This is a genomic window from Ensifer meliloti (assembly GCF_030064585.1).
GTDB classification, from domain to species: Bacteria; Pseudomonadota; Alphaproteobacteria; order Rhizobiales; family Rhizobiaceae; genus Sinorhizobium; species Sinorhizobium meliloti.
The window spans coordinates 596,902-617,156 of sequence record NZ_CP120366.1 but is presented as its reverse complement, the minus strand read 5'-3'; the positions used below and the strand labels follow the sequence as shown (position 1 = coordinate 617,156).

15 protein-coding genes and 7 pseudogenes are annotated in these 20,255 nt (G+C 58.9%); 12 read left to right on the top strand and 10 right to left on the bottom strand.

All coding sequences use genetic code 11. The annotated features are described in order from the left end of the window. Nucleotides 1–174: 174 nt before the first annotated feature. Entirely contained in the window at nucleotides 175–498 is a 324-nt protein-coding gene (gene trxA / locus PZL22_RS27420) for a thioredoxin (RefSeq protein WP_003532548.1), read from the bottom strand. A 129-nt stretch (nucleotides 499–627) separates the two neighbouring features. Continuing rightward, complete coding sequence (locus tag PZL22_RS27415) at nucleotides 628–780, bottom strand: DNA ligase-like domain-containing protein (protein ID WP_003532546.1); 153 nt, start codon at nucleotides 778–780, stop codon at nucleotides 628–630. Between the two features lie 1,120 nt (nucleotides 781–1,900). Between PZL22_RS27415 and PZL22_RS27410 the strand changes: the two are divergent. Continuing rightward, a pseudogene (locus PZL22_RS27410) lies at nucleotides 1,901–2,662 on the top strand (IS256 family transposase); the annotation flags it as partial. 15 nt (nucleotides 2,663–2,677) lie between these two features. Here the strand turns inward: PZL22_RS27410 and PZL22_RS27405 are convergent. Further along, the gene (locus PZL22_RS27405) at nucleotides 2,678–4,075 is read right to left on the bottom strand and encodes an IS1182 family transposase (RefSeq protein ID WP_017271460.1); all 1,398 of its coding nucleotides are present in this window, start codon (nucleotides 4,073–4,075) and stop codon (nucleotides 2,678–2,680) included. 65 nt (nucleotides 4,076–4,140) lie between these two features. Between PZL22_RS27405 and PZL22_RS27400 the strand changes: the two are divergent. Next, nucleotides 4,141–4,605 (top strand): annotated as a pseudogene (locus PZL22_RS27400) (transposase); the annotation flags it as partial. A 459-nt stretch (nucleotides 4,606–5,064) separates the two neighbouring features. Continuing rightward, complete coding sequence (ltrA, locus tag PZL22_RS27395; RefSeq protein ID WP_127519236.1) at nucleotides 5,065–6,474, top strand: group II intron reverse transcriptase/maturase; 1,410 nt, start codon at nucleotides 5,065–5,067, stop codon at nucleotides 6,472–6,474. 226 nt (nucleotides 6,475–6,700) lie between these two features. Here ltrA and PZL22_RS27390 read toward each other — a convergent pair whose 3' ends face one another. Then, a complete protein-coding gene (locus PZL22_RS27390; RefSeq protein ID WP_046067121.1) occupies nucleotides 6,701–7,900 on the bottom strand; it encodes an NAD-dependent formate dehydrogenase in 1,200 nt (399 codons plus the stop codon). A gap of 246 nt (nucleotides 7,901–8,146) precedes the next feature. On the opposite strand from PZL22_RS27390, the gene PZL22_RS27385 reads away from it, so the two are divergent. Both PZL22_RS27385 and PZL22_RS27380 read left to right on the top strand, forming a co-directional pair. Next, nucleotides 8,147–8,404 (top strand): hypothetical protein, encoded by a 258-nt coding sequence (locus PZL22_RS27385; RefSeq protein WP_074935271.1) that lies wholly within the window; start codon nucleotides 8,147–8,149, stop codon nucleotides 8,402–8,404. A 135-nt stretch (nucleotides 8,405–8,539) separates the two neighbouring features. After that, nucleotides 8,540–9,043, top strand: a complete 504-nt coding sequence (locus PZL22_RS27380) for a cupin domain-containing protein (RefSeq protein WP_003537266.1) — start codon at nucleotides 8,540–8,542, stop codon at nucleotides 9,041–9,043. 361 nt (nucleotides 9,044–9,404) lie between these two features. Here the strand turns inward: PZL22_RS27380 and PZL22_RS27375 are convergent, their stop codons facing one another. The 4 genes and pseudogenes from PZL22_RS27375 to PZL22_RS27360 all read right to left on the bottom strand — a co-directional run bounded on the left by PZL22_RS27375 (nucleotide 9,405) and on the right by PZL22_RS27360 (nucleotide 14,479). Continuing rightward, nucleotides 9,405–10,154 carry a carbonic anhydrase gene (locus tag PZL22_RS27375; RefSeq protein WP_284718799.1) on the bottom strand — a complete coding sequence of 250 codons (750 nt, stop codon included), beginning with the start codon at nucleotides 10,152–10,154 and terminating at the stop codon, nucleotides 9,405–9,407. A 171-nt stretch (nucleotides 10,155–10,325) separates the two neighbouring features. Beyond that, nucleotides 10,326–11,157, bottom strand: a pseudogene (locus PZL22_RS27370) (pectate lyase family protein); the annotation flags it as partial. 90 nt (nucleotides 11,158–11,247) lie between these two features. Beyond that, nucleotides 11,248–12,879 (bottom strand): putative bifunctional diguanylate cyclase/phosphodiesterase, encoded by a 1,632-nt coding sequence (locus tag PZL22_RS27365; protein ID WP_127632361.1) that lies wholly within the window; start codon nucleotides 12,877–12,879, stop codon nucleotides 11,248–11,250. 1,165 nt (nucleotides 12,880–14,044) lie between these two features. After that, the gene (locus PZL22_RS27360) at nucleotides 14,045–14,479 is read right to left on the bottom strand and encodes a helix-turn-helix domain-containing protein (protein ID WP_014530949.1); all 435 of its coding nucleotides are present in this window, start codon (nucleotides 14,477–14,479) and stop codon (nucleotides 14,045–14,047) included. A 196-nt stretch (nucleotides 14,480–14,675) separates the two neighbouring features. On the opposite strand from PZL22_RS27360, the pseudogene PZL22_RS31685 reads away from it, so the two are divergent. Next, nucleotides 14,676–14,861, top strand: a pseudogene (locus tag PZL22_RS31685) (hypothetical protein); the annotation flags it as partial. On the opposite strand, the gene PZL22_RS27355 reads toward PZL22_RS31685, so the two are convergent. Next, nucleotides 14,821–15,240 (bottom strand): helix-turn-helix domain-containing protein, encoded by a 420-nt coding sequence (locus tag PZL22_RS27355; RefSeq protein ID WP_014530951.1) that lies wholly within the window; start codon nucleotides 15,238–15,240, stop codon nucleotides 14,821–14,823. The pseudogene PZL22_RS31685 and the gene PZL22_RS27355 overlap by 41 nt on opposite strands. A gap of 292 nt (nucleotides 15,241–15,532) precedes the next feature. Further along, the gene (locus tag PZL22_RS27350) at nucleotides 15,533–15,781 is read right to left on the bottom strand and encodes a hypothetical protein (protein ID WP_017275891.1); all 249 of its coding nucleotides are present in this window, start codon (nucleotides 15,779–15,781) and stop codon (nucleotides 15,533–15,535) included. 342 nt (nucleotides 15,782–16,123) lie between these two features. Between PZL22_RS27350 and PZL22_RS31680 the strand changes: the two are divergent. The 6 genes and pseudogenes from PZL22_RS31680 to PZL22_RS27320 form a co-directional block, all read left to right on the top strand. Then, nucleotides 16,124–16,307: pseudogene (locus tag PZL22_RS31680) on the top strand (cytochrome P450); the annotation flags it as partial. Nucleotides 16,308–16,861: 554 nt separating this feature from the next. Further along, nucleotides 16,862–16,990, top strand: a pseudogene (locus PZL22_RS27340) (multicopper oxidase domain-containing protein); the annotation flags it as partial. A gap of 27 nt (nucleotides 16,991–17,017) precedes the next feature. Continuing rightward, nucleotides 17,018–17,373 (top strand): annotated as a pseudogene (locus tag PZL22_RS27335) (hypothetical protein). A 63-nt stretch (nucleotides 17,374–17,436) separates the two neighbouring features. Then, complete coding sequence (locus PZL22_RS27330; protein WP_284718798.1) at nucleotides 17,437–19,047, top strand: tyrosinase family protein; 1,611 nt, start codon at nucleotides 17,437–17,439, stop codon at nucleotides 19,045–19,047. A 122-nt stretch (nucleotides 19,048–19,169) separates the two neighbouring features. Then, on the top strand, nucleotides 19,170–19,502 hold the full coding sequence (locus PZL22_RS27325) for a hypothetical protein (protein WP_014530957.1): 333 nt from the start codon (nucleotides 19,170–19,172) through the stop codon (nucleotides 19,500–19,502). Nucleotides 19,503–19,637: 135 nt separating this feature from the next. Next, nucleotides 19,638–20,246, top strand: coding sequence for a Mu transposase domain-containing protein (locus PZL22_RS27320; RefSeq protein WP_373865781.1), 609 nt, complete (start codon nucleotides 19,638–19,640; stop codon nucleotides 20,244–20,246). Nucleotides 20,247–20,255 lie beyond the last annotated feature (9 nt).

The following is a 20,255-nucleotide window of genomic DNA, read 5'->3' as shown; positions in this document are numbered from 1 at the left end:
AGAGAAAGCGGTCGTGTGGATACATTTATGAAACGGCGAGCGTCATTTGCGACGTCGCGGTCCCTTGCACGGGTGAGGAAGGGCGCAATCGCTATTCTCGGCCACCATTGTTCGAGGGCAAGAAAGGGCCCGGCCAAACCGGGCTCGTATTTTGCAATTCTAGGTCTAAATGGCTCAACCTATTGCGTTCAAAATCCAGGAGATGAGTGCCGTCTTCGGTGCGGCTCCGACCTTGGTGTCGGCTACTTCCCCTGCCTTGAACATTGCAAGCATGGGGATCGAGCGGACGCCATACTCGGCCGTCAGCTCGGGATTTTCATCGATATTGAGCTTAACGAGCTTGACCTTGCCGGCAAGCTCGGTGGAGATTTCTTCGAGGCTGGGTGCAATCATCTTGCACGGGCCGCACCATGGTGCCCAGAAGTCAACTACGACCGGTTCGGCCGAGTTCAGAACCTCTTTCTGGAAATTGGAAGTATCGACTTTCAAAGTAGGCATTGCATTCTCCGTCCGGACGGGCAGTGTCCAGTTGTTATAGGACGCGTGCTATTCGATACCTTGATCTATGTCAAATCAGTACGCAGTTTATATTTCGATATATTCCCTCATCAGGCGACAGCAACCTGCCTAGGAACCGCAGCCGCAGTCGATAAGGAGGTCGAAGCCGTAGCAGAGGATGACGTCAGATTCGACCGGCGAAGGGAGCCGCCCGAGCGCCCGCTTCAGCATCCCGAAATCGGAGCGGCCCTTGTCGTCGAGAACAGCCGCCTCGCCATCCATACACGACGTCGACCAACTGCAGCGCTCCTTCTAAGTTGTGCTAGGGAGCGCTGCCTTTCCAGCAGCGCAAATATGGAGCCTTACGCCGGCTCATCAATGGCGAAGGTCTTAGCTTCCCGCCGAGCGAAACCTTTTGAATAATCCGGAGTTGTCAGTCCGGGCGGCACTCGTCAGCCGCTCGGTGAATGATGCCCTCAGAGCTGCACAAGCAGTCCCTTCTACGCAGCTTTGAGGCGCCACCACCTGTAAGCTAGGAACGAATAATGCAGGACCGACAAAATCACGAGCTACCGGAACAAAGTGCATTGACCGACGAGAATACCGTATCAGCCCAAGAGACAACTCTTGCGATGCGTCGGAAGTCTGTGGGCACCGCGGAGCCGATCCCGGTCGCCTGGGGCTGCGGTATATCTCGGCAGAAGATGGTTGTCACTTCGCTAGAAGCCAACCGCATCAGCGGCAGGGAAGGCAGCGCCGCATGTGCGCGCCATCGCGTTGATCGGCGCTTATCGGGAGCGCTCTCGAGAGAGCTTCTGCGGTCACAGATGGCTATAAAACTGAAAAAGGCCCTCCCGCCGGTCTGGCAAGAGAGGCCTTTTGCCCGAGCGTTCGAGTTCACAGGCAGGAGTATATCTCGCGTTTTCGGAGCGCAAATGCAAGCACCGCGTACAGATGAGGCGCGCTCGACCTGCCCCGATCAGCGGTATTCCTGAGGTCATCTGGGCATCGAGTAAATCGGATTCGTCCGTGTGCCCCGCGTCAGTTCCACTATCTTCCATGGCAGGCCTCTTCGCAGCATCCAAGCCGGGCGATCCAGCTCATCTGTCTTTATCACAAGCACCAACCACGACTATTATGGCTCGGGAAACTCTTCCCGTCGGTTCGAACTCATGTCCGACCAACGATCTTTGTTGCGGAGCGTTTCGTTTTCAGGGGTTCACCGAAGGAGGAGAGCGATGCTTCGGTCGTGTCCCCACAGGTGGTGTAGCTCGGCGGTAGCGAAGCCGCTCGCGAGCGCGCCCTTAACAGCGCCGTAGTGAGCGGGCGGCGGAGCGGTGGTCATCGATGTTCTCCGGTAGGGTCGGGTTGCTGACACCAACCTGATTCGAAGGAACCACCGATGACCGACGACATGATGAACCTGCGTGCACTCGTGGAGAAGTCCCCCGACGCCGATCTTTTGCGCGAGATGATCGGTTTTGCCGCCGAGCGGCTGATGGAGCTGGAGGTGGGCGCCGCCACCGGTGCCGGCTATGGCGAGAAGAACCCACTGCGGACGGCCCAACGCAACGGCTACCGCGAGCGGGATTGGGAGACGCGCGCCGGAACCGTCGAGCTGCGCATTCCGAAACTCAGGAAGGGCTCTTACTTTCCGGGCTTCCTGGAGCCGCGGCGCATGGCCGAGAAGGCGCTGACGGCGGTCATCCAGGAAGCCTATGTGCAGGGAATCTCGACCCGCTCGGCCGACGATCTGGTCAAGGCCATGGGCATGAGTGGCATCTCCAAGAGCCAGGTCAGTCGGCTGTGCGAGGAGATCGACGGCAAGGTCAAGGCCTTCCTCGATCGGCCGATCGAGGGCGACTGGCCATATCTGTGGATCGATGCCACCTACCTGAAGGTCCGCCGCGGCGGCCGGATCGTCTCCGTCGCCGTGATCATCGCCGTCGGTGTCAACAGCGACGGTCGCCGGGAGGTGCTGGGCATGGAGGTCGGCACCTCCGAGGCCGAGCCGATCTGGACCGAGTTCCTACGCAAGCTGACCCGCCGTGGCCTCAGAGGCGTCAAGCTGGTCGTCTCCGACGCCCACGAAGGCCTGAAGGCCGCCGTCACCAAGGTGCTCAGCGCGACCTGGCAGCGCTGCCGGGTGGGGCTGTTGAAGAACCAATCGTCGGCGGAGCTATGCGGAAGCCACCGACAAGCCGATTCCAAAAACTTTCCTTTGCCTGAAGGGATGTCGGGCTGAACTGGTGGCTTCTTGGCTGTACACGAACAGCAAAATTGACAGAAAAGCACTCGCCAGTCGTTTCAAGTTGACTGCCGCGGCCGTCAGATAGGCTTGGGTTTTCATATTTATGAGGCCGCGCCGGATCGCTCTCGATAGCCCGTGCCAAGTCTTCGCTTCGCCGTGATATCCCTCTGAGCGCCAGCGGTGACGCTGGTACAAAGCTCGGTCCTCGTCCGACCATCGTTCTCTTCGGCGACGAGCTCGCAGGAGTGCCGGATAGTCATCGCCGAGCACTACCGCCTTGTTCACACGGCCATTGGAAAGGCAAAGTCGCGCCAGATCGCAGTGCCGACAGTCGGCCGCGCGAGATGTAAAGAAGCGCCCATGTTTAACGGCACGGCCCGCCTTCAGCATCTTGCCGCGCGGACATTTAAGGGTGTCGTGCTTGGCGTCATAACGAAAGCGGCGCATAGGCACAGGGCTACGAATTGGCTCTGCCTTTGCCGGAATAACGGCTTCGATCGCGCGTTGCTCCATACCTGCGAACACCTTAGCGTACGCATAGCCGGCGTCGGCCGTTGCCGTTTTGATTGTCGTGCCGGTCATCGCGGCGACCGCGTCGAGACGACCGAGTATGACTTGTCCCTCATTAATCTCGCCTGTGGTGACCTCCACATCTAAAATTACGCCGCAAGCATCATCCACCACGGCATGTTGCTTGTAGGCCGGCTCCAGTCTCCGATTACGCCCGTTGGTTGCCATGGACGCATCAGGGTCGGTGACGCAGACTTTCTTGTATTTGCCTGTTTTGCGGCTCTTTCGTTCGCTCTCAGCGGCTTCATTGGCGTCGGTGACCGCATCTATATGGCGGACCGCAAGACTTTCCCAGCTGACGTCGGCCCGGATGAGTGAGGCGTCGACATGAACGACCTCACCCTTCGCGACTTTGGCCGCTACGCAGACCTTTACTGTCCGCTCAAAGATAGTTCGGAAACGTTCTGCACCCCAGCGCTGACGGATACGCGTCAACGACGAATGGTCCGGGAGAACTTCGTGCAGACCGAAGCCGATAAACCAGCGAATAGCGATGTTTACCTGAGCCTCGCGCATCAGCCGACGGTCATGGACAATTCCGAGAAGAAAGCCTGCAAGCATCAGCCGGACTGCTACTTCCGGGTCGATGCCGGGTCGGCCGAAGCCCGCCGCATAAAGCTCAGCCACCTCCTCGTGTAGCCAGGAGAGGTCGAGAACTCGATCGACCTTTACCAATACGTGATCGTCAGGGACCAGATCCCGAAGCGAGCCGCACATGTACAATTCAAGCTGATCGCGTTCCTTACGGCCGAGCATCGTGGAGGCTCCAGAGAATCAACGACTGCTCAATTGAATCAGATACATAGCACTTCTTCAACAGCCGCCCCCGGGTCCACTTCATGCGCAACGTTCTCGCCCACGCCGGCAAGAGCGGCCGCCGTGTCGTCTCCGCCTTCATCGCCACCGCCTTCGCCCAGGAGACGCCGGAAGCCGCAAGCGCCCAATGGCGCGCCGTCGCCGACCAGATCCGGCCGAAGGTGCCCAAGCTCGCCGTCATCATGGATGATGCCGAAGAAGACGTTCTCGCCTACATGACCTTCCCGAAGGAGCGCCGCTCCAAGCTGCACTCGACCAACCCGATCGAGCGCCTCAACGGCGAAATCAAACGCAGGACCGAGGTCGTCGGCATCTTCCCCAATGATGACGCCATCGTCCGCCTCGTCGGCGCGATCCTGCTCGAGCAGAACGACGAATGGGCTGTGCAGCGCGCCAGATACATGACGCTGGAAACCATCAGCCAGATGAGCGATGATCCGCTCATCAGCCTGCCAGCCGTGGCGCGCTGATCATCCCGGCCCATGCCGGAGAACGCGGCGACCCAGCCGCCACCTACACCACTCCCTGGGAGTACGTCATGCCAAGCTGATAGTTGCTTGTGGGTGCAAGTCCCATCCGGCCAAAGCCACAGCGGGCAAGCCGGGACCGAGTCTTGCGGGCATCGCGGTAACGCGGGGTCTGAAGTGTAGACAGGAGCCATGCGGGGTGCGGGAATGAGCCTCGAAAGGTGGATGTTCACGGAGGCCGAGTGTGTTCCCTAAACACGAAGGCAACATGAGTATTGTCGCTACGCGAGATGATGCCGCTCCGTCGGGGTCGATGGCCGGATCACGCATGGAAGGTAGTTATCGGAACATGAGAGGCCCGACTGGGTCCGCCAGACTGGTCTCTGGCGGGGGTCAGCAACAAGGCACTGCCAGAGTTGCCGACCGAGCTGAGGTCGGGAGTCCGACTGGTTCATAGTACCCATGAAACCGTCGAAGGAAACGAGACGTGCGGAGGGAAGGGACCGGCCCGAGAGGATTCCGCAAGGGGAGGCCAGGATCCGGACGCAGAGCCGGGTTATCCTGATGCCCAACCTCGAGCGGGTGAACGCGGCGGCCAAACAGGCTGTCCAAACCCGGTTCACCTCGCTGCTGCATCACGTCGATCAGGCTGCCCTTCACCGGGCATTTAGACGACAGAAGCGGCAGGCAAGCGCAGGTGTCGATGGGATGACTGTGGCGAAGTACGAAGAAAGACTGGAGCAAAATCTCCATGATCTCTGCGATCGGGTCCACACGGGTCGCTACCGGCCACAGCCGGTGCGGCGCGTTTACATTCCCAAAGCCGATGGCGGAAAACGGCCACTTGGAGTGCCCGCTCTGGAGGATAAGATCGTCCAGGGCGCGGTCGCTGAAGTGCTCAGTGCCGTCTATGAGGCCGACTTCTGCGGGTTCTCCTATGGCTTCAGGCCAGGACGCAACCCGCACATGGCGCTGGATGCATTGCATACAGCGATCATGAGCCAACGCGTGAACTGGGTGCTCGATGCCGACATCCGCAGTTTCTTTGACTCGGTTGACCACGAGTGGTTGCTGCAGATGGTGGCGCATAGAATTGCCGATCCCCGTATCCTGCAACTTATTAAACTATGGCTGCGGGCCGGAATTCTTGAGAGCGGCGAGACGTATGAGACTGACAGGGGGACTCCGCAAGGGGCGGGCATCAGTCCGCTCCTCGCCAACATCTTTTTGCACTACATCCTTGATCTCTGGGTACATCAATGGCGTCGTCGCCATGCACGCGGCCGTATTGTGATCGTGCGCTATGCCGACGACTTCGTCATGGGCTTCGAGAAGAAGGATGATGCGCAGGAGATGCTCTTGGCCCTCAAGGAACGGCTAGGCGAATTTGGTCTGGCGCTCCATGAGGGGAAGACGCGGCTAATCGAATTTGGCCGGTTCGCGGCTTTATCTCGACAGCGGCGTGGTGAGCGAAAACCAGAGACCTTCGCCTTCCTGGGCTTCATTCACTATTGTGGATTGACCCGTGATGGCCGGTTCATCGTGAAGCACAAGACGGAAGGGAAGCGCCTGACGCGAAAGCTCAAGGCGTTGCGCGAGGGAGCATGGCGGCACATGCACAGGTCGTTGGCTACCCAGCACAAGTGGCTTGCCGCTGTGCTGCGTGGACACTACGGCTACTACGGCAGGCCACATAACTATCCCGCGCTCAACGGGTTCTATCAGCAAACACGCCGCATATGGTTCCGCTGCCTGAGGCGGCGAAGTCAGAAAAGCCGGCGGATGAGTTGGTTGGAATTTGAAATCCTGACCGCACGCTTCACGCTGCCAGTCCCACACATTACTCGAACTTGGGCGCAGGCTCGGATATGACGCGGGTTACTCTCGGGAAGAGCCGGGTGCGGGAAATCCGCCCGCCCGGATCTGTGAGGGCGAAGCCGAATGGCATAGCTACTCGACCACGATCGCCGAGTGATTCTGACGGCTTGCTGAACACGGTGATCGCAGAGATCACACCGGTGAACTGTAAGACGGCCGTGGAGAAACATCAGCCGGTCGTGCGGCTGCCCCGCACGGCCGCAGAAAAGCCCGCCCGCGTTCAGGTCTTGAAGTGTGCTGCTTCCTCGGATCCGCGGGTCGCGTCTCCGGCGCTGTAGGAGTGGGCGCCGGCGCCGGCGAGCTTGCCGCCGGAGACGATCAGATATTCCTCGCGGATCGGCCTGCCCTCGAACCAGCATTCGAGAATCTCTCGCGTGCCCGCGGCATAGCGCGCCTGGGCGGAGAGCGAGGAACCCGAAATATGCGGCGTCATGCCGTGATGGGGCATCGAGCGCCACGGATGGTCCTTGGGCGCCGGCTGCGGGAACCAAACGTCACCGGCATAGCCGCCGAGTTGGCCGCTTTCGAGCGCCCGTGCGATGGCATCGCGATTGCAGATCTTGCCGCGCGCGGTGTTCACCAGATAGGCACCGCGCTTCATCTTGCCGATCATCGCCTCGTTGAAGAGGTTTTCCGTCTCCGGGTGGAGGGGCGCGTTGATCGTCACGACGTCGCAAACGGGCACCATTTCCGCCGCCGTCTGATGGAAAGTAACGCCGAGCTCCTTCTCGATCTCGTCCGGAAGCCGGTGCCGGTCGGTGTAGTGCAGCTTGACATCGAACGGTTTGAGCCGGCGCAGCACCGCGGTGCCGATCCGCCCAGCGCCCACCGTGCCGATGTCCATGCCCTCGATGTCATAGGAACGCGCAACGCAGTCGGCGACGTTCCAGCCACCTTTTACGACCCACTGGTAGGAGGGGATATAGTTGCGCGCGAGGCTGAGGATCATCATCACCACATGCTCGGACACGCTGATCGAATTGCAATAGGTCACCTCGGCGACGGTAATGCCGCGGTCGATCGCGGCCTGCAGGTCGACGTGGTCCGAGCCGATGCCGGCGGTGATCGCAAGCTTCAGCCTGGCCGCCTTGACGATCCTCTCGGCGGTGAGGTAAGCTGGCCAGAAAGGTTGCGAGATGACGATCTCGGCGTCGACGAGCTCTCGCTCGAAGACGCTGTCGGGACCGTCCTTGTCCGATGTCACCACCAGGGTATGCCCTTGGCTTTCGAGAAATTTTCTCAAACCCAGTTCGCCGGAGACGCTGCCCAGGAGGGCGCCTGGCTCAAAGTCGATCGCCTTCGGGGTGGGGAGCGTCTGGCCGCCGGGGTAGCGCTCCAGCGTCGGCAGGCCATCCCGCGCGTAAGCCGTCGGGTAGCCATCGACCGGATCATCATAAAGCACGCAAACGACCTTTGCCATTTCCATCTCCCTTCATCGGAAACGAAGAGGAAGGGCGCGACCTGTTCAAGACTGCCGGTCAATGCGGACGAACAGCAGGGCGACATGCTCTGTTGACGATCTGTGGGCAGCAGGCTTGCTCCTGGCCCTCCCACGTTCGTGGAGCTAGTACTGCGCGAGAAGATGGAGGAGCCGGGCGAGGTTTCAAGTGGCCGCAGCGACTGACAGCCAGTTGGTCGCAGCCAAAAAGATGACAGGCGCTGCTGCATCCACGCCGTCAGGCCAGCAGATTGCCCGGATGGAAAGGGACCTGGCAGCACTTCAGACTCAAGTGAAAAGCGCGAGGAAACTTACGGCATCGACAATCTGCATCTTACCGTCGCACGCGGATACGTTGCCAAGCTGCTCGCCAACACTCGCATCACTCGGTGGCTTTCGTATCACCGCCCAGAATGTCTTGGGGAGTTTCAGAAAATCGCTGAGATCGAAGCGATCGGTCCTCAGCCGGAGGCCCCGGAGGCGTAAAATTCCTTATGGGGCAGAGACGTGGCCCACCTCTATCGTCTGGAAAGGATTTTGCACGGCACCAGTAGGCTGCTAATTTCTAGCGAGCCGATCTTGGACCTGGTGCGGTCCCGATGCCAAAAAACGGAGGCCAGCATGTCGGATCACCCTCATCATCACGGTCATGACCACCACGCAGAGGACCGGTGGAAACATAACGGCGTTCGCGTCATCAAGGGGGACCAGCTCGATGACAACACGGCCCAGACGCCCGGCATGTATCGGCAGGCGGCCATCAATCATGCACGCGTTGGCGCCCAGAAGATTTGGGCCGGGACCGTGGCGATCGAGCCCAATGCCAAGACCGGCGTGCATCACCATGGTCCGCTCGAAAGCGTAATCTTCGTCGTTCGCGGCAAGGCGCGCATGCGTTGGGGCGACAGGCTCGAATACGTCGCGGAAGCCGGCCCGGGCGACTTCATCTACGTACCACCCTTTGTGCCACACCAAGAAATCAATGCCGATCCCGAGAACGTGCTCGAATGCGTGCTGGTGCGATCCGACAACGAGGCGGTGGTGGTCAATATCACCGATGTCGATCCGGTGGAAAAGCCGGAGGAAGTCTATTGGGTCGATCCGATCCACAAACATCCAGGTTGACCGTTTGGGCGCCTCTGTTTCGTTCGGCTGGACGGGCTGTCCCGTTTGCGGGACGGACTTCCCCTCACGTTGCCCTGCAGTGCCGCACCAGCGCATGCTGATCTCCGAGCTCAATCACCGGGTCAAGAACATTATGACGAGATTCTGGGGGTGCTTCACGCCTTCATAGAATGCACCTCAAGGGCGGGACTCAACTGACTTCAACATTCACCTTAACAAGGGAAAAAACCAGATGGATAAAACCGTGCCTCCTGGCGCGGCGATGCCGCTCGAGGGCAAGCATCTTTGTTGCGGAACGTTTCGTTTTCAGGGGCGCACCGAAGGGGGCGGTCGAGAGGCTGCGAACTCTTCTCGCGTCAGCCTAAGAGCTCAGGATATAGCGGCGATTTGCAACGAGGGCTGGACGCGCATTCATCGAATAGAGCGCAGTGAACCTGTCGATATCGGCCGCGTCCACCTCTATCGGGTCCTGCGCTATCATCCAGTCGACGATCTCGCTGCAGGGTGGTGTGGTGAGAGACCCTTCATAGGCCCAATACTTGAGTGACGTAGGCAGCAAACCGCTCGGGTCGACATTAGGGAGTGAGGTCTGCTCGCCCGTCTTTTGCGGGAAAGTCGCCGCCAAGCTGGCGAAGGTCGCATTGGCGGCGCCTGGCACAAAGAAAACGCCCAGCACACCGAGTGCACCCGTTTCGGCGTGTTTATGGACAAAATGGACCTCCATCGGGAAGCGATGGCCCTCGACCAGATGTTCGCTCGGGGCATGGAAATGGTACTGCACCAGCTCATAAGGCTTGTCGCCGCGGCGGAGCGTGCCGCCGGGCGCCGCTTTCACCTGGATCGTGTGCCCATTGTTGAGGATCGCGCCGCCACTTTTCCAGTTTAACGCCAAGCCTGGGATATCGGCCTTGATCGCGCCCCTGATGTCCAGCGGCGACTGCTGCGAACCGGCCGAACAGGCACTGTTTTCCTTGCTCAAAGACCCCCAGTGCTCGGGACCCGCTTCGCCTTCATAGCTCCAATGTTCGGCTTCTGCTGCATAAGCGGTCTTGGCGCAAAGCGGACAAGCAGCAAGCAAGGCCAAACGTTTGATGAATTCACGTCTTTCCATATTCATTCCCTTTCGGACGAGACGAGCAATAGATCTCGGCCTCGAAGATACTCATAAAAGCGATTGTCAATTGTCCCATCGCTCGCAGTGGCGGTGATGATCGCCGCTTCCTGTTCAGGGCGCTTACTGGACGGATCGATTAGTAGTAGTACACGCTTATTGTCGTCGCTTGAAGTTGTTGTAGAGATGCACTTGGCCGAAGCGGACGCGCGGCGCGCCCGCGCGGAAATGTTCTGGAAAAGAGTATTGTGAATCGTAACCTTGAGCCGACCACTGTCCTCACCGTCGGCGCCGTCGCTTGAGCCGATCAAATTGTTCTTCTCATAGTCGCGGAATATCGAGTACGAGATGGTTACGAAGTTCGCTGCGTTTCGCACGTCGAGCGCGCCATCGTGGTGCTGCTTGGGCCTGCCGTTTTGCATTCCGTTTTGGTCGTCTGTCCGGCGGCCGTCGGTGAAGGTGACATGATCGACCCAAACGTTCCAGGCCCCATCGATCGTCACAGCATCAAATCGCGAATTCGAGTTCCCGTTTTCTCCATCATTCGGGTTACAGGCGGGTTGTGGATCCCAAGGGTTTTCGATCCTTAGATTTCGAATGATTACGTCGTTCGAGTTTACGATCACATATGCCTCTTTAAGTTCCGCCCTTCTTCCGACCCCAATCAAGGTTGTCCAGGCGGAATTTGGAATTCTTGCCCGTGATTCCATCTCTGCGGACGTCCGCCCCTCGCTGACGTCGATCAACCCGGTGACGCGGACGATCCGCCCACCCTGGCGGCGCGAGTCGTCAGGGCGTTTTTCAATTCTCGGGCGTTTTTCACCGTGAACACAGCGCTTGCAGCCGCATGTGCTCCGCCTCGGGTGCTGCCATTCTGGGTGGCCCATCCCGTTGTGGCGGTCTCCCTGCTGGGATCCGATTGAGCAGCGACGGGCAAAGGCATGCACCCTAGGGCCAGCAACAGCCCAGCACCCAGAACAGAGGTTCGATCGATGCTGTTCATATATTTCCGAATTGGTTTGATAGCATTTGGTACCATCGAAACTGGGAACGACAGTGCCGCCAGCAGCTAAAATTCTTCCAGAGTCGACCATTAACTTGTCATTGATGATTGTCGCAGGAAATTTCTTATCGAATCGGGGGGCATGGCTGCGCCCAACAAATTTCCCTGCAAGCGGTCGCACCTTAGCTTGCGGAGCCACGCCGCCTGAGCTGCGGTCTCGACACCTTCCGCTGTGACCCGCATTCCCAATCCGTGCGCAAGTGCGACGATCGCGCGGACGATCGCCTGGCTTTTCTCGTCGGTCTCGACGTCCTTGATGAAGTAACGGTCGATCTTGATCGTGTCGAACGGGAAGTTCTTTAGGTACGCCAAGGACGAATATTGCGTCCCGAAGTCATCGAGCGAGATGCGGATACCCATCACCTCCAACGTATGGAGGGTGTCGAGGTTGTTGGCGGTGCGCTCGAGCAATACCGACTCGGTGATTTCCAACTCCAGGCGTTCTGGGGACAGACCCGCAGAATCAAGGGTGTTGGCGACACGGTCGGTAAGCCCTTTGCGGAGGAATTCGGCCGGCGAGAGATTTACCGCAACTGTGAAGTGCTCGGGCCAATTCACCGCTTGTCGGCAGGCTTGCTCTAGCACCCATTCGCCGATCTCTCCCATCAGGCCGTCTGCTTCCGCCAAGGGAATGAACACGGCCGGCGGCACGATCCCAGCATAGGGGTGCTGCCACCGCAGCAGGGCTTCGAAGCCAACGATCGCATCGGTTTCTATGAGCGGTTGGTATTCGAGGAAGAATTGCCGTTCCTGCAGGGCGACACGCAGACTACGCCTTAGCATCTCGCGCTGTTCCAACATGATGAGCATCGAGCGATTGAAGCTTCTGGCTCGCCCGCGCCCATCGTTCTTGGCGGCATAAAGAGCGATGTCCGCAGCCTTCATCAGTTGCTCGCCATCGTTTCCGTCCTCGAGCGCGATCGCGATCCCGACGCTCGCTCCGACGAACACATCGATGCCTTCGACGGTGAACGGCTCTTTGAAAGCATTCACGATCGACTCGGCGAGACGTTCGGCCTCCATCGACGAGCTACTACGCTGGATGACGGCAAATTCATCACCGGCAAGCCGATAAGCGATGTCTCCTTCGCCAAGCACGGCCTGAAGTCGCTCGGCGGTACCCTGAAGTACGAGGTCACCGGCAGCATGCCCGAGCGTATCGTTGACGGGTTTGAAGTCGTCGAGATCGATTTGCATCAGCGCAATTCTTTCCACGCCCTCGACTGGAAAACGGGCGTCCAAGTCGTCGCTAAATTGCCGGCGATTAGGTAACCCGGTCAACACGTCATGCAGCGCCTGGTGGCGAAGGAGAACGCGTTCGTCGCCCTCGAGTGCTAGGGAGAACGGGGAAACTGCGACTTCCCCCGTCTCGAAGATCCCGAGGAGGCCAGATTTGATGCGGCAGATAAACAGCTTCCGAGCAGGGGGGATCACGATGCTTCGCGGAAAACCGGTGACAAGCACCGATTCCACGACCAGCTTATGGTGAGAACCCAAGAGCTCCGGATATACACTCCCGATGGTCGCCTGCGACGATGCGGCGATCTGATATTTTCGCCCGAGTGCTGCGGAACAGCCGATAAGATTGGTATTCTCATAGAAGGAACTGAGCTCGTCGGCCTCCATCAAAGGCAAACTAAAAACTGCATTGAACTCACTCATTGCCGAAACTCTCGTTGGTCCAGAGGTAAGCGCTTCGCGCAGCACCTTGCCGCCAATCCGCACCGCCCCGGATAGGCGTGCCGTTCTGCAGTCAGTCTGGGCTCGCCTCAATTCCGGGCCGCACGTTAATGTTGCTCGTTTCCCCGCCTCAGATGCTATAGCACGGCTGTATCGGTCAATAGCGCTGCCAGTGCAATGCTGATTTCTAAAGTACTTGTATCTTTTTGGAACGAGGTGCGTATCTAACGCAGAGCGGGCGGGGCAACTTTACGGTGGTATGGCTGGTTCTCGCGGGGCCGGCGCCACGCTGATCGGACTTAAAATGGATGCTCAGAGCACCCACACACAGCCAGTAAAGCGTGCAGTTGTCATGGTCGGGCAATCGACGCGGGCGCCGCGGAGCTCATGGCCAGCGCGGGTCGCACCAGACGCGACTTTCTCTTGAACCATCACCGCGGCGTCCACAAATGTGCTGCAGAGGCAGCGAAGGAGTTCAGCTGACCGAATCCGTACCGTAAAGCTGCGTGAATGATAGGGGACGACCCTCCGGGATCGGCTTTCAGGAGCAGGTCTCAAACAAGTCCGAGCTGCTGCGGTAAAGAGCCGTGGTGGTGAGCGTCGGATGAAAAGTTCGGTCGAGATCCGAGCAGGTGCATGTTCGAAAGACGAACGATAGTGAACCCTCCGAAGACGCGCCGTTAAGAATACAAGCGTCGTCGAAACCAGGACTGTTTCGTCATCCTGGGACAAGTCCGCGGGAAACCTGATGACTGGGCGGGCGGCGACCGGCGTAGAGGGGGGCGTGAGTCGGATATAGGCTTTCACGCGGAACTGCAGGAACCAGGCTGCTCCTGATTGCAAAGGGAGAAGCTCAAGCGCGAGCAACCCGCAAGGCGAGAGCGATGCAGGAGACTGGGGCGGACCGCCCCGTATCAGCGTTGAGGGCCCTGTGAATGGGGGCGGAGCAAAGGGGGCCGGGTCAGGTGGTCGTATTGTTTGGAACAACTGGAAACAGGAGATTTCGATAGGTGCGACAGACAAGCCGTTTCGAATTGAGAAGCGGCAGGTGTACGAATCCTACAAAGCGGTCAAAGCCAACCCTGGTGCAGCCGGGGTGGATACTGATGGACTGCTCTTTCTGTCCCCGGAGCGTTCAATACCGCGCCTATGCCGGATCCTGTTTTGCTAGTGCTTTCACTAGGCCGAGGATCCGGTCCCGCACCCTTTTGTCGGTGATCTGGGAGAAGGCGCGAATAAGCGCAAGACCCACATCGCTCGACGCAAACTCTATGATTTCTGGTTGCAGCTTCTTCTGGCCACTGCGGTTGTCGCCGCCGACCGGCGCTGCGCCGGGCATATCTTCGAAGAAATAGGAAACTGGCGCAACCAGCGCGTCTGCAATCTGTTGGAGACGGCTTGCTCCAACGCGGTTGGTTCCTTTCTCGTATTTTTGTACCTGCTGAAACGTCACTCCGATGGCGTCCGCAAGGGCCGTCAGTGTGACCTGCATCCATATCCGGCGCATCCGAATTCGACGGCCGACATGTACATCGACCGGTTCAGGCCTTCCCTTCATTTTATCGGGGTTAGGATTCAGCATTGCACTTCTCCATGTAGTTTCAGCGGTAGCTCTATATCGCGGCTCCGCTAGTGTCTGACTCAGTGCCCCCGCGCTTTGCGCTAAACCGCAATAGCAGATCGCGCGTCAAGTCAGACGCGGAGGAACGGAACCCGGTTAGAGAACCGGACGAGGCCGTTATCATCGCCATACTTGCAGAGGCCGGCCAGAAGCACGAGCCCTCGCTTGGTGCGGCGATCCGACCGCAGTTCTGGCCGAGGGCGAGGCACTCTTCGGATGGCGCTCGGCGGTGCGGGCCTATTCTACGGCCGAGCTGGTGAAGGTGCTCGCCGGCGAGCGAGCGCAGCCCAGCGTCGAAGCGTTCATGGCCGAGCTGCCGGCGTTCCAATGGCCCAACGCCTAAATTGAGGCTTATTCTTCTTGGGTGGCGACCCGGCCAGCAGCAGCGCGATTGCAGCACGCTCTTCTGATGAGGCGATTCCATCAAAATTGGCGGCTAGTTTCAGAGCGGCCCTACTGTGATCCAGGAACGCCAATGTTGCGTCGTCAATTCCGATACCCGCATAAAGACTGTTGAGATCACAACCAATCGTTCTGGCGGTTTCGACGAGCTTTTTCGATGAAATCCGATCCTTGCCGCTCTCGTACTTCCGTACCTGCTGAAACGTGACGCCGATCGCATCGCCCAGTTCCTTCAGCGAGATCCCACTGATCTCCCGAAATCGACAAATGTCGGTTCCCAGCGCCGCGTCGGCGTCCTTGTCCGCTTGGCTTCTCCGCATATGGCTTCAGTCCTTCGTTCACATGCCGGCTCCGATCCGAAGCCTTGATGTGCTCCTATCTCACCTCACTTCAACATTCACCTTAAAAAGGGAATAAACCAGATGGATAGATGGATAAAACCGTGCCTCCCAGCGCGGCGATGCCGCTATGGACAACCATCTTTGTCGCGGAATGCTTCATTTTCAGGAGGCACCGAGGAGGAGCGCGATGCGTCCTCCCGAGCGGGTCAAAACATTAGAATGGACTGCAGCTCTCGCAGCGGTCGTTTTCGTATGCGGCCCTTGTTGCGCGTTACTGTCTTGATGGTTCGATTTTCAAAGTGATGCTGGAGAAGCCTGCTTCGGCTGATCGTCGGCCGGTCAATGTCGGTACGGGCTCAATCGGCCTTGCGGCTAGAGCCTTGAGGTCCTCGGCGAGGCCGGCAAGCTGTGCCGCAAAGTCCAGAAGATTCGAAGCGGCGCACTGTGCCGCGATTTCTGAGAGGTCAGCAACCAGCTCGATTGGGCCCGCGATTTCCGCTTTGCTGTCGTCCAAGTCCAAGCCCTCATTTCCATTGATGTGGGATCAATGGCGAGACCCGTCAAGGGCCGCGAGCCGGTGACGAGCCTCCCGGCCACCTGCGAGGGGGGCAAAGTGACCAACGTCGGTTTAAATTTGAACAGTGCCCGGCCGCCATGCGCCAGTGCGGCTTAACCCGCTAACAAAGCAACCCCTCAAGGACTATCAGGAGAAACGAATGAGCGTCATCATCGCTCAGGACGTGTGAACGAGAGCAACCTCGCGTCCGTGCTAAGCGGCGCTCGATAAATACGGAGACCGGTTCGGAATGGACGTCTCGCACAATATTTCGCCCAGCTCATGCATGAGGGCGGCGACTTTTGCGACCACGCGGTCCTTGCGATGCCGGCGTATCCCGAACAGCGGCACCGGCAGCAGGGAGACGCCGTGGGCGCGTCCGAACGGACCCGCAACAATTCGGGCAAATCCTATCTGTTCCGGGGTCTTCATGGACCCCCATTTTGCCGTCGTAAACCGTTACCGCGTTTACCCAAAGCGACATGAGTAGCGCGGGCGAGGACTGCGTCCCTCTGCTTTTCTGCTTCAGTCAGCATAGCTACAAGGCCGTCGCCTTCAGGGGGCGGAACGGGAGCCGGGGACTTCTCAAGAATTTTCGAAACTTCTGGCTACCGGATTTTGCACCCGAAAGCATTGTAAGCACGGACCCGGCGCAATCAGTGGTTTTACAGGGGTGTGCGAGACACCGCTTTGCGCTATATAGTTTGCGAGGCTGAAAAGTAATGTACCTGTAACCGTCGGATGACGCTCATGGTTCTCATGGGTAGCCTTCTCATTGGTGAGAAGATGGGATCGGACAACTTCCTTCTATAAACATACGGAGATGAAGTGATCTTCAGACCTCAAGCTGAGGCCCCGTGCGTGTATCACTAACGTTATAGACAATGCCCGCTGTCTCGCTCTTGCAGTTTGGGAGGTTTGATTGTTTGTATCTCACAAAATTGCGTTCTTCGGTGTGGCGAGCGTTCATTCGGCCGCCGATGTGCTATCGGCTGTTGCTCAAGAGGCCCGGACTGTGAGTAACCCACCAACCTACATATTGGCTACCAGCGCTACATCGGCGAGTTCGTCTTGCATTGCCACATTCTCGATCATGAGGACCAGGTGATGATGCAGAACGTCAGGATCACCCTGCCGGACGGCCATGGCGGCACCGTTACCGGCCATCGCTAGATAGCTGATCGCCATTTGGGAGGACATATGAGCTTCGTCGGCACTTGGAGTTATCGGAGCCTGATCAACAATCCCGACCTGTCGGCCGATTTCAGTGCGCTGGAATTTGGTCAGGGAACGCTGGTGCTAACCGAGTTGGAGCCGGGCAGGGTTGGCGGAACCATCGGCGGGCCGTGCAGCCGGGCGACCCGGTCGAACTGCAATTTACCGGAAAAGGCGAGGTGGCCGGAGAGACCTGGATCTACAGTTATCGCGGCTACGTCGTGCCGAACGGGCCAAACGGCGTCGACCAGAGAGATGCCATTGTCGGCAGCGTCGTCCCCCATTCGCACGGGACTGCTGTGGCCGGCTACGTCGCCTCGTGGTATGCCGTGCGGCAGTGATGTTCCACCCCTTGCCGTAGCTGCAAGACATTCGGACTAACACCTGTTCAGGGGATAATCTCGATGACACGCACGCGATTTCTGACGGTTTCACGCCGCTCTTTCGTCAAAGGCGCAACCGCTGCCGCCGGTACAGCCCTTTTCGCACCAAGCATTCTGCGGGCGGCGACCAAGCATAGGCGCAAGAACATGACCAGCGCCGATGGGCAGAAGGACTTGCAAACTTATATGGATGCCGTGACCGCGATGCTGAAGCTTCCGCCTTCGGATCCGCGCAACTGGTACCGCAATGGCTTCATCCACCTGATGGACTGCCCCCATGGCGACTGGTGGTTCACCAGCTGGCACCGCGGCTATCTTGGCTATTTCGAAGAGACTTGCCGCGAACTGAGCGGCAATCCGGATTTCGCCCTCCCATATTGGGACTGGACGGCCAATCCCGAGGTTCTGCCGCCGCTGTTCGGCACGATTCTCGATCCCGTCAACAGCTCCGCCTACATTCCCGACCACAACCGCTTCCAGGACATCATGCAGGAGCCGATCAAGGCCTATTGGGACAGTCTCAGCTCCGCCCAATTGCAGCAGCAGAACCTGCGCGGCTATCCGGATTTTGATGCGCTATGGAGCGACGCAATGGCGAGCTTCGCCAACCAGCCGAACGCCCGCTTCCTGACGGCGCAGAATCCGAAACTCAATCCCGCCACCCAAACCGCAGTCGACATCGACACCATCAAGGCATCGCTGGCGCCAACAACCTTCGCCAACGACGCGGGCGCTCCGGGTCTCGCTTTCAACAGTCCGGTATCGTCCAGCCACCAGGTGGCACCGGTCGGCTTCTCCATTCTTGAAGGCCAGCCGCATAACCGCGTCCATATGAGCGTCGGCGGCCAGAGCGCTCCCTATGGGCTGATGTCACAGAACCTGTCACCGCTCGACCCGATCTTCTTTCTGCATCATTGCAACATCGATCGGCTGTGGGATGTCTGGACCCGCAAGCAGCAGGCGATGGGCCTGCCCGTCGGGCCAACGGCTGACCAACAGACGCAGTACGATCCGGAACCCTATCTCTTTTATGTCGACGCTGACGGTAGCCCGGTCAGCGATAAGACTAGGGCGGCCGACTATCTCGAAATCGGCGACTTTGACTATGATTATGAGCCCGGCAGCGGCGACGAGGTGATCCCGGTTGCAACCGCCGGCCGCTCGGCCCCCATTCCGGCATTGGAAGCAGCCGTGCCTGCGTCCGCGGCCGTGGCCATAAACAAACCGGCGACTGCCAAGCTCACCGTTTCGCAGGAGCTCGTGGATGTTGCCGCGAAGCCTTCGGAACAGTCGCGTCAATTCGCTAAGGTCAGCATCGCGCCGCCCATGGACGTTGGCGGCCTGAATTTCCTCGTTTTCATTTCCCCCGAGGGAACGACGCCTGATCTCAACCCGGACGGACCGGATTTCGCCGGCAGTTTCGAGTTCTTCGGTGTTCGTCATCATCATACCGACACGGTCAGCTTCACCATACCGATCGACAAGGCGCTCGATAGGCTGATCGACGATGGTAGGCTCAAAGCGGGCGAACCGATCGACTTCAACGTTGTGGTAGCGCAAGCGGGCAAACGTATCGAAGGCAGCATGCCGGCGGAGGCAAGGCTGACCGACATTCAGGTTGGGTCGTTCTGAGCGGCTCTAGGCCCAGGAACCCACGGTTTTGGTCATGCCGTTGGCCGCAAACACGCTCGTGGTGTTTTTGCAATGGCAACGAAGGATAACGGCAGCGCGCCTGCTGCGGGATTTAAGCGGAGATGGCCGATCAACAACGCAAAATTGTGATCAACCTGCCGCGGGCGCCGCGGCCGGACGAGACCGTGGGGCTCAATATCATCACCGGCCCGTTGCCGCTCGGCGCGGAAATCCGCTTTCGAACCGCCGCCGGCCACTTCATCGGTTCTGCCGTTCCATTCGGCAGGACCGATCCTGACAAGCAACTGGTATTCCAGCTATCGCTTTCCGGCCGCGACATCGATGGTTCCCTGCTGGAAATCTTCGCGGACATGCTCGACGCCGGGAGTTCCTTGCCGCGGGCGCCAACCGAACACGAACTTGTCTCGGTGACGGCGTGGATTGTGCAAAAGTGAGGTTCTTCTTGTTACCATTTTGCGTCGACCGCCGATCGGCTGCGCCAGGCGAGGCGCGTTTAATATCCGCATCAGCGCTTTGATCGAGACCTCAACACCCGGACGATGCGCCGATATGGCAAATCGCGGCGTGCTTTGTTCGATGAAGTCGAGCGCGACCAGCTCAAGCCGCTGCCGTCAACGCCGTTTGAGTATGCGGAATGGAAGGTCGCCAAGGTCCCATCCCGATTACCATGTCGAGGTCGACAAGACGTTTCCGTGCCGCACGCTCTCATCGGCAGACGGGTCGATATCAGGCTGACGTATCGGGCAGTCGAGATCTTCTTTGACCACAAGCGTGTCGCCAGCCACATCCGAAGCTCGCAGCGCTCGGGCCACATTACCGTCAACGAACATATGCCCAAGGCTCACCAGCGCTACGCAAACACGACACCCCACACATTGCGCAGGGAAGCAGCAAAGGTCGGAACCAACACGGCGATTTTTATCGAACGTCTGTTATGCGACCGCCGGCATCCTGAGCAAGGCTACCGATCTGCCCAAGGCGTTCTTTCCCTGGCGCGTCGTTACGAATCCGATCGGCTGGAACTGGCTTGCGAGCGAGCGCTGGTCATCAACGCACTGAGCTATTCGTCTGTCGCCAACATTCTCAGATCTGGTCTCGATCAGGCTCCGGCCATGAGCGAGGCTGTGAAGCCGGCGCCGCCGCACGGCAATATCCGCGGCAAAACCTACTACCAATGAAGAGGACAT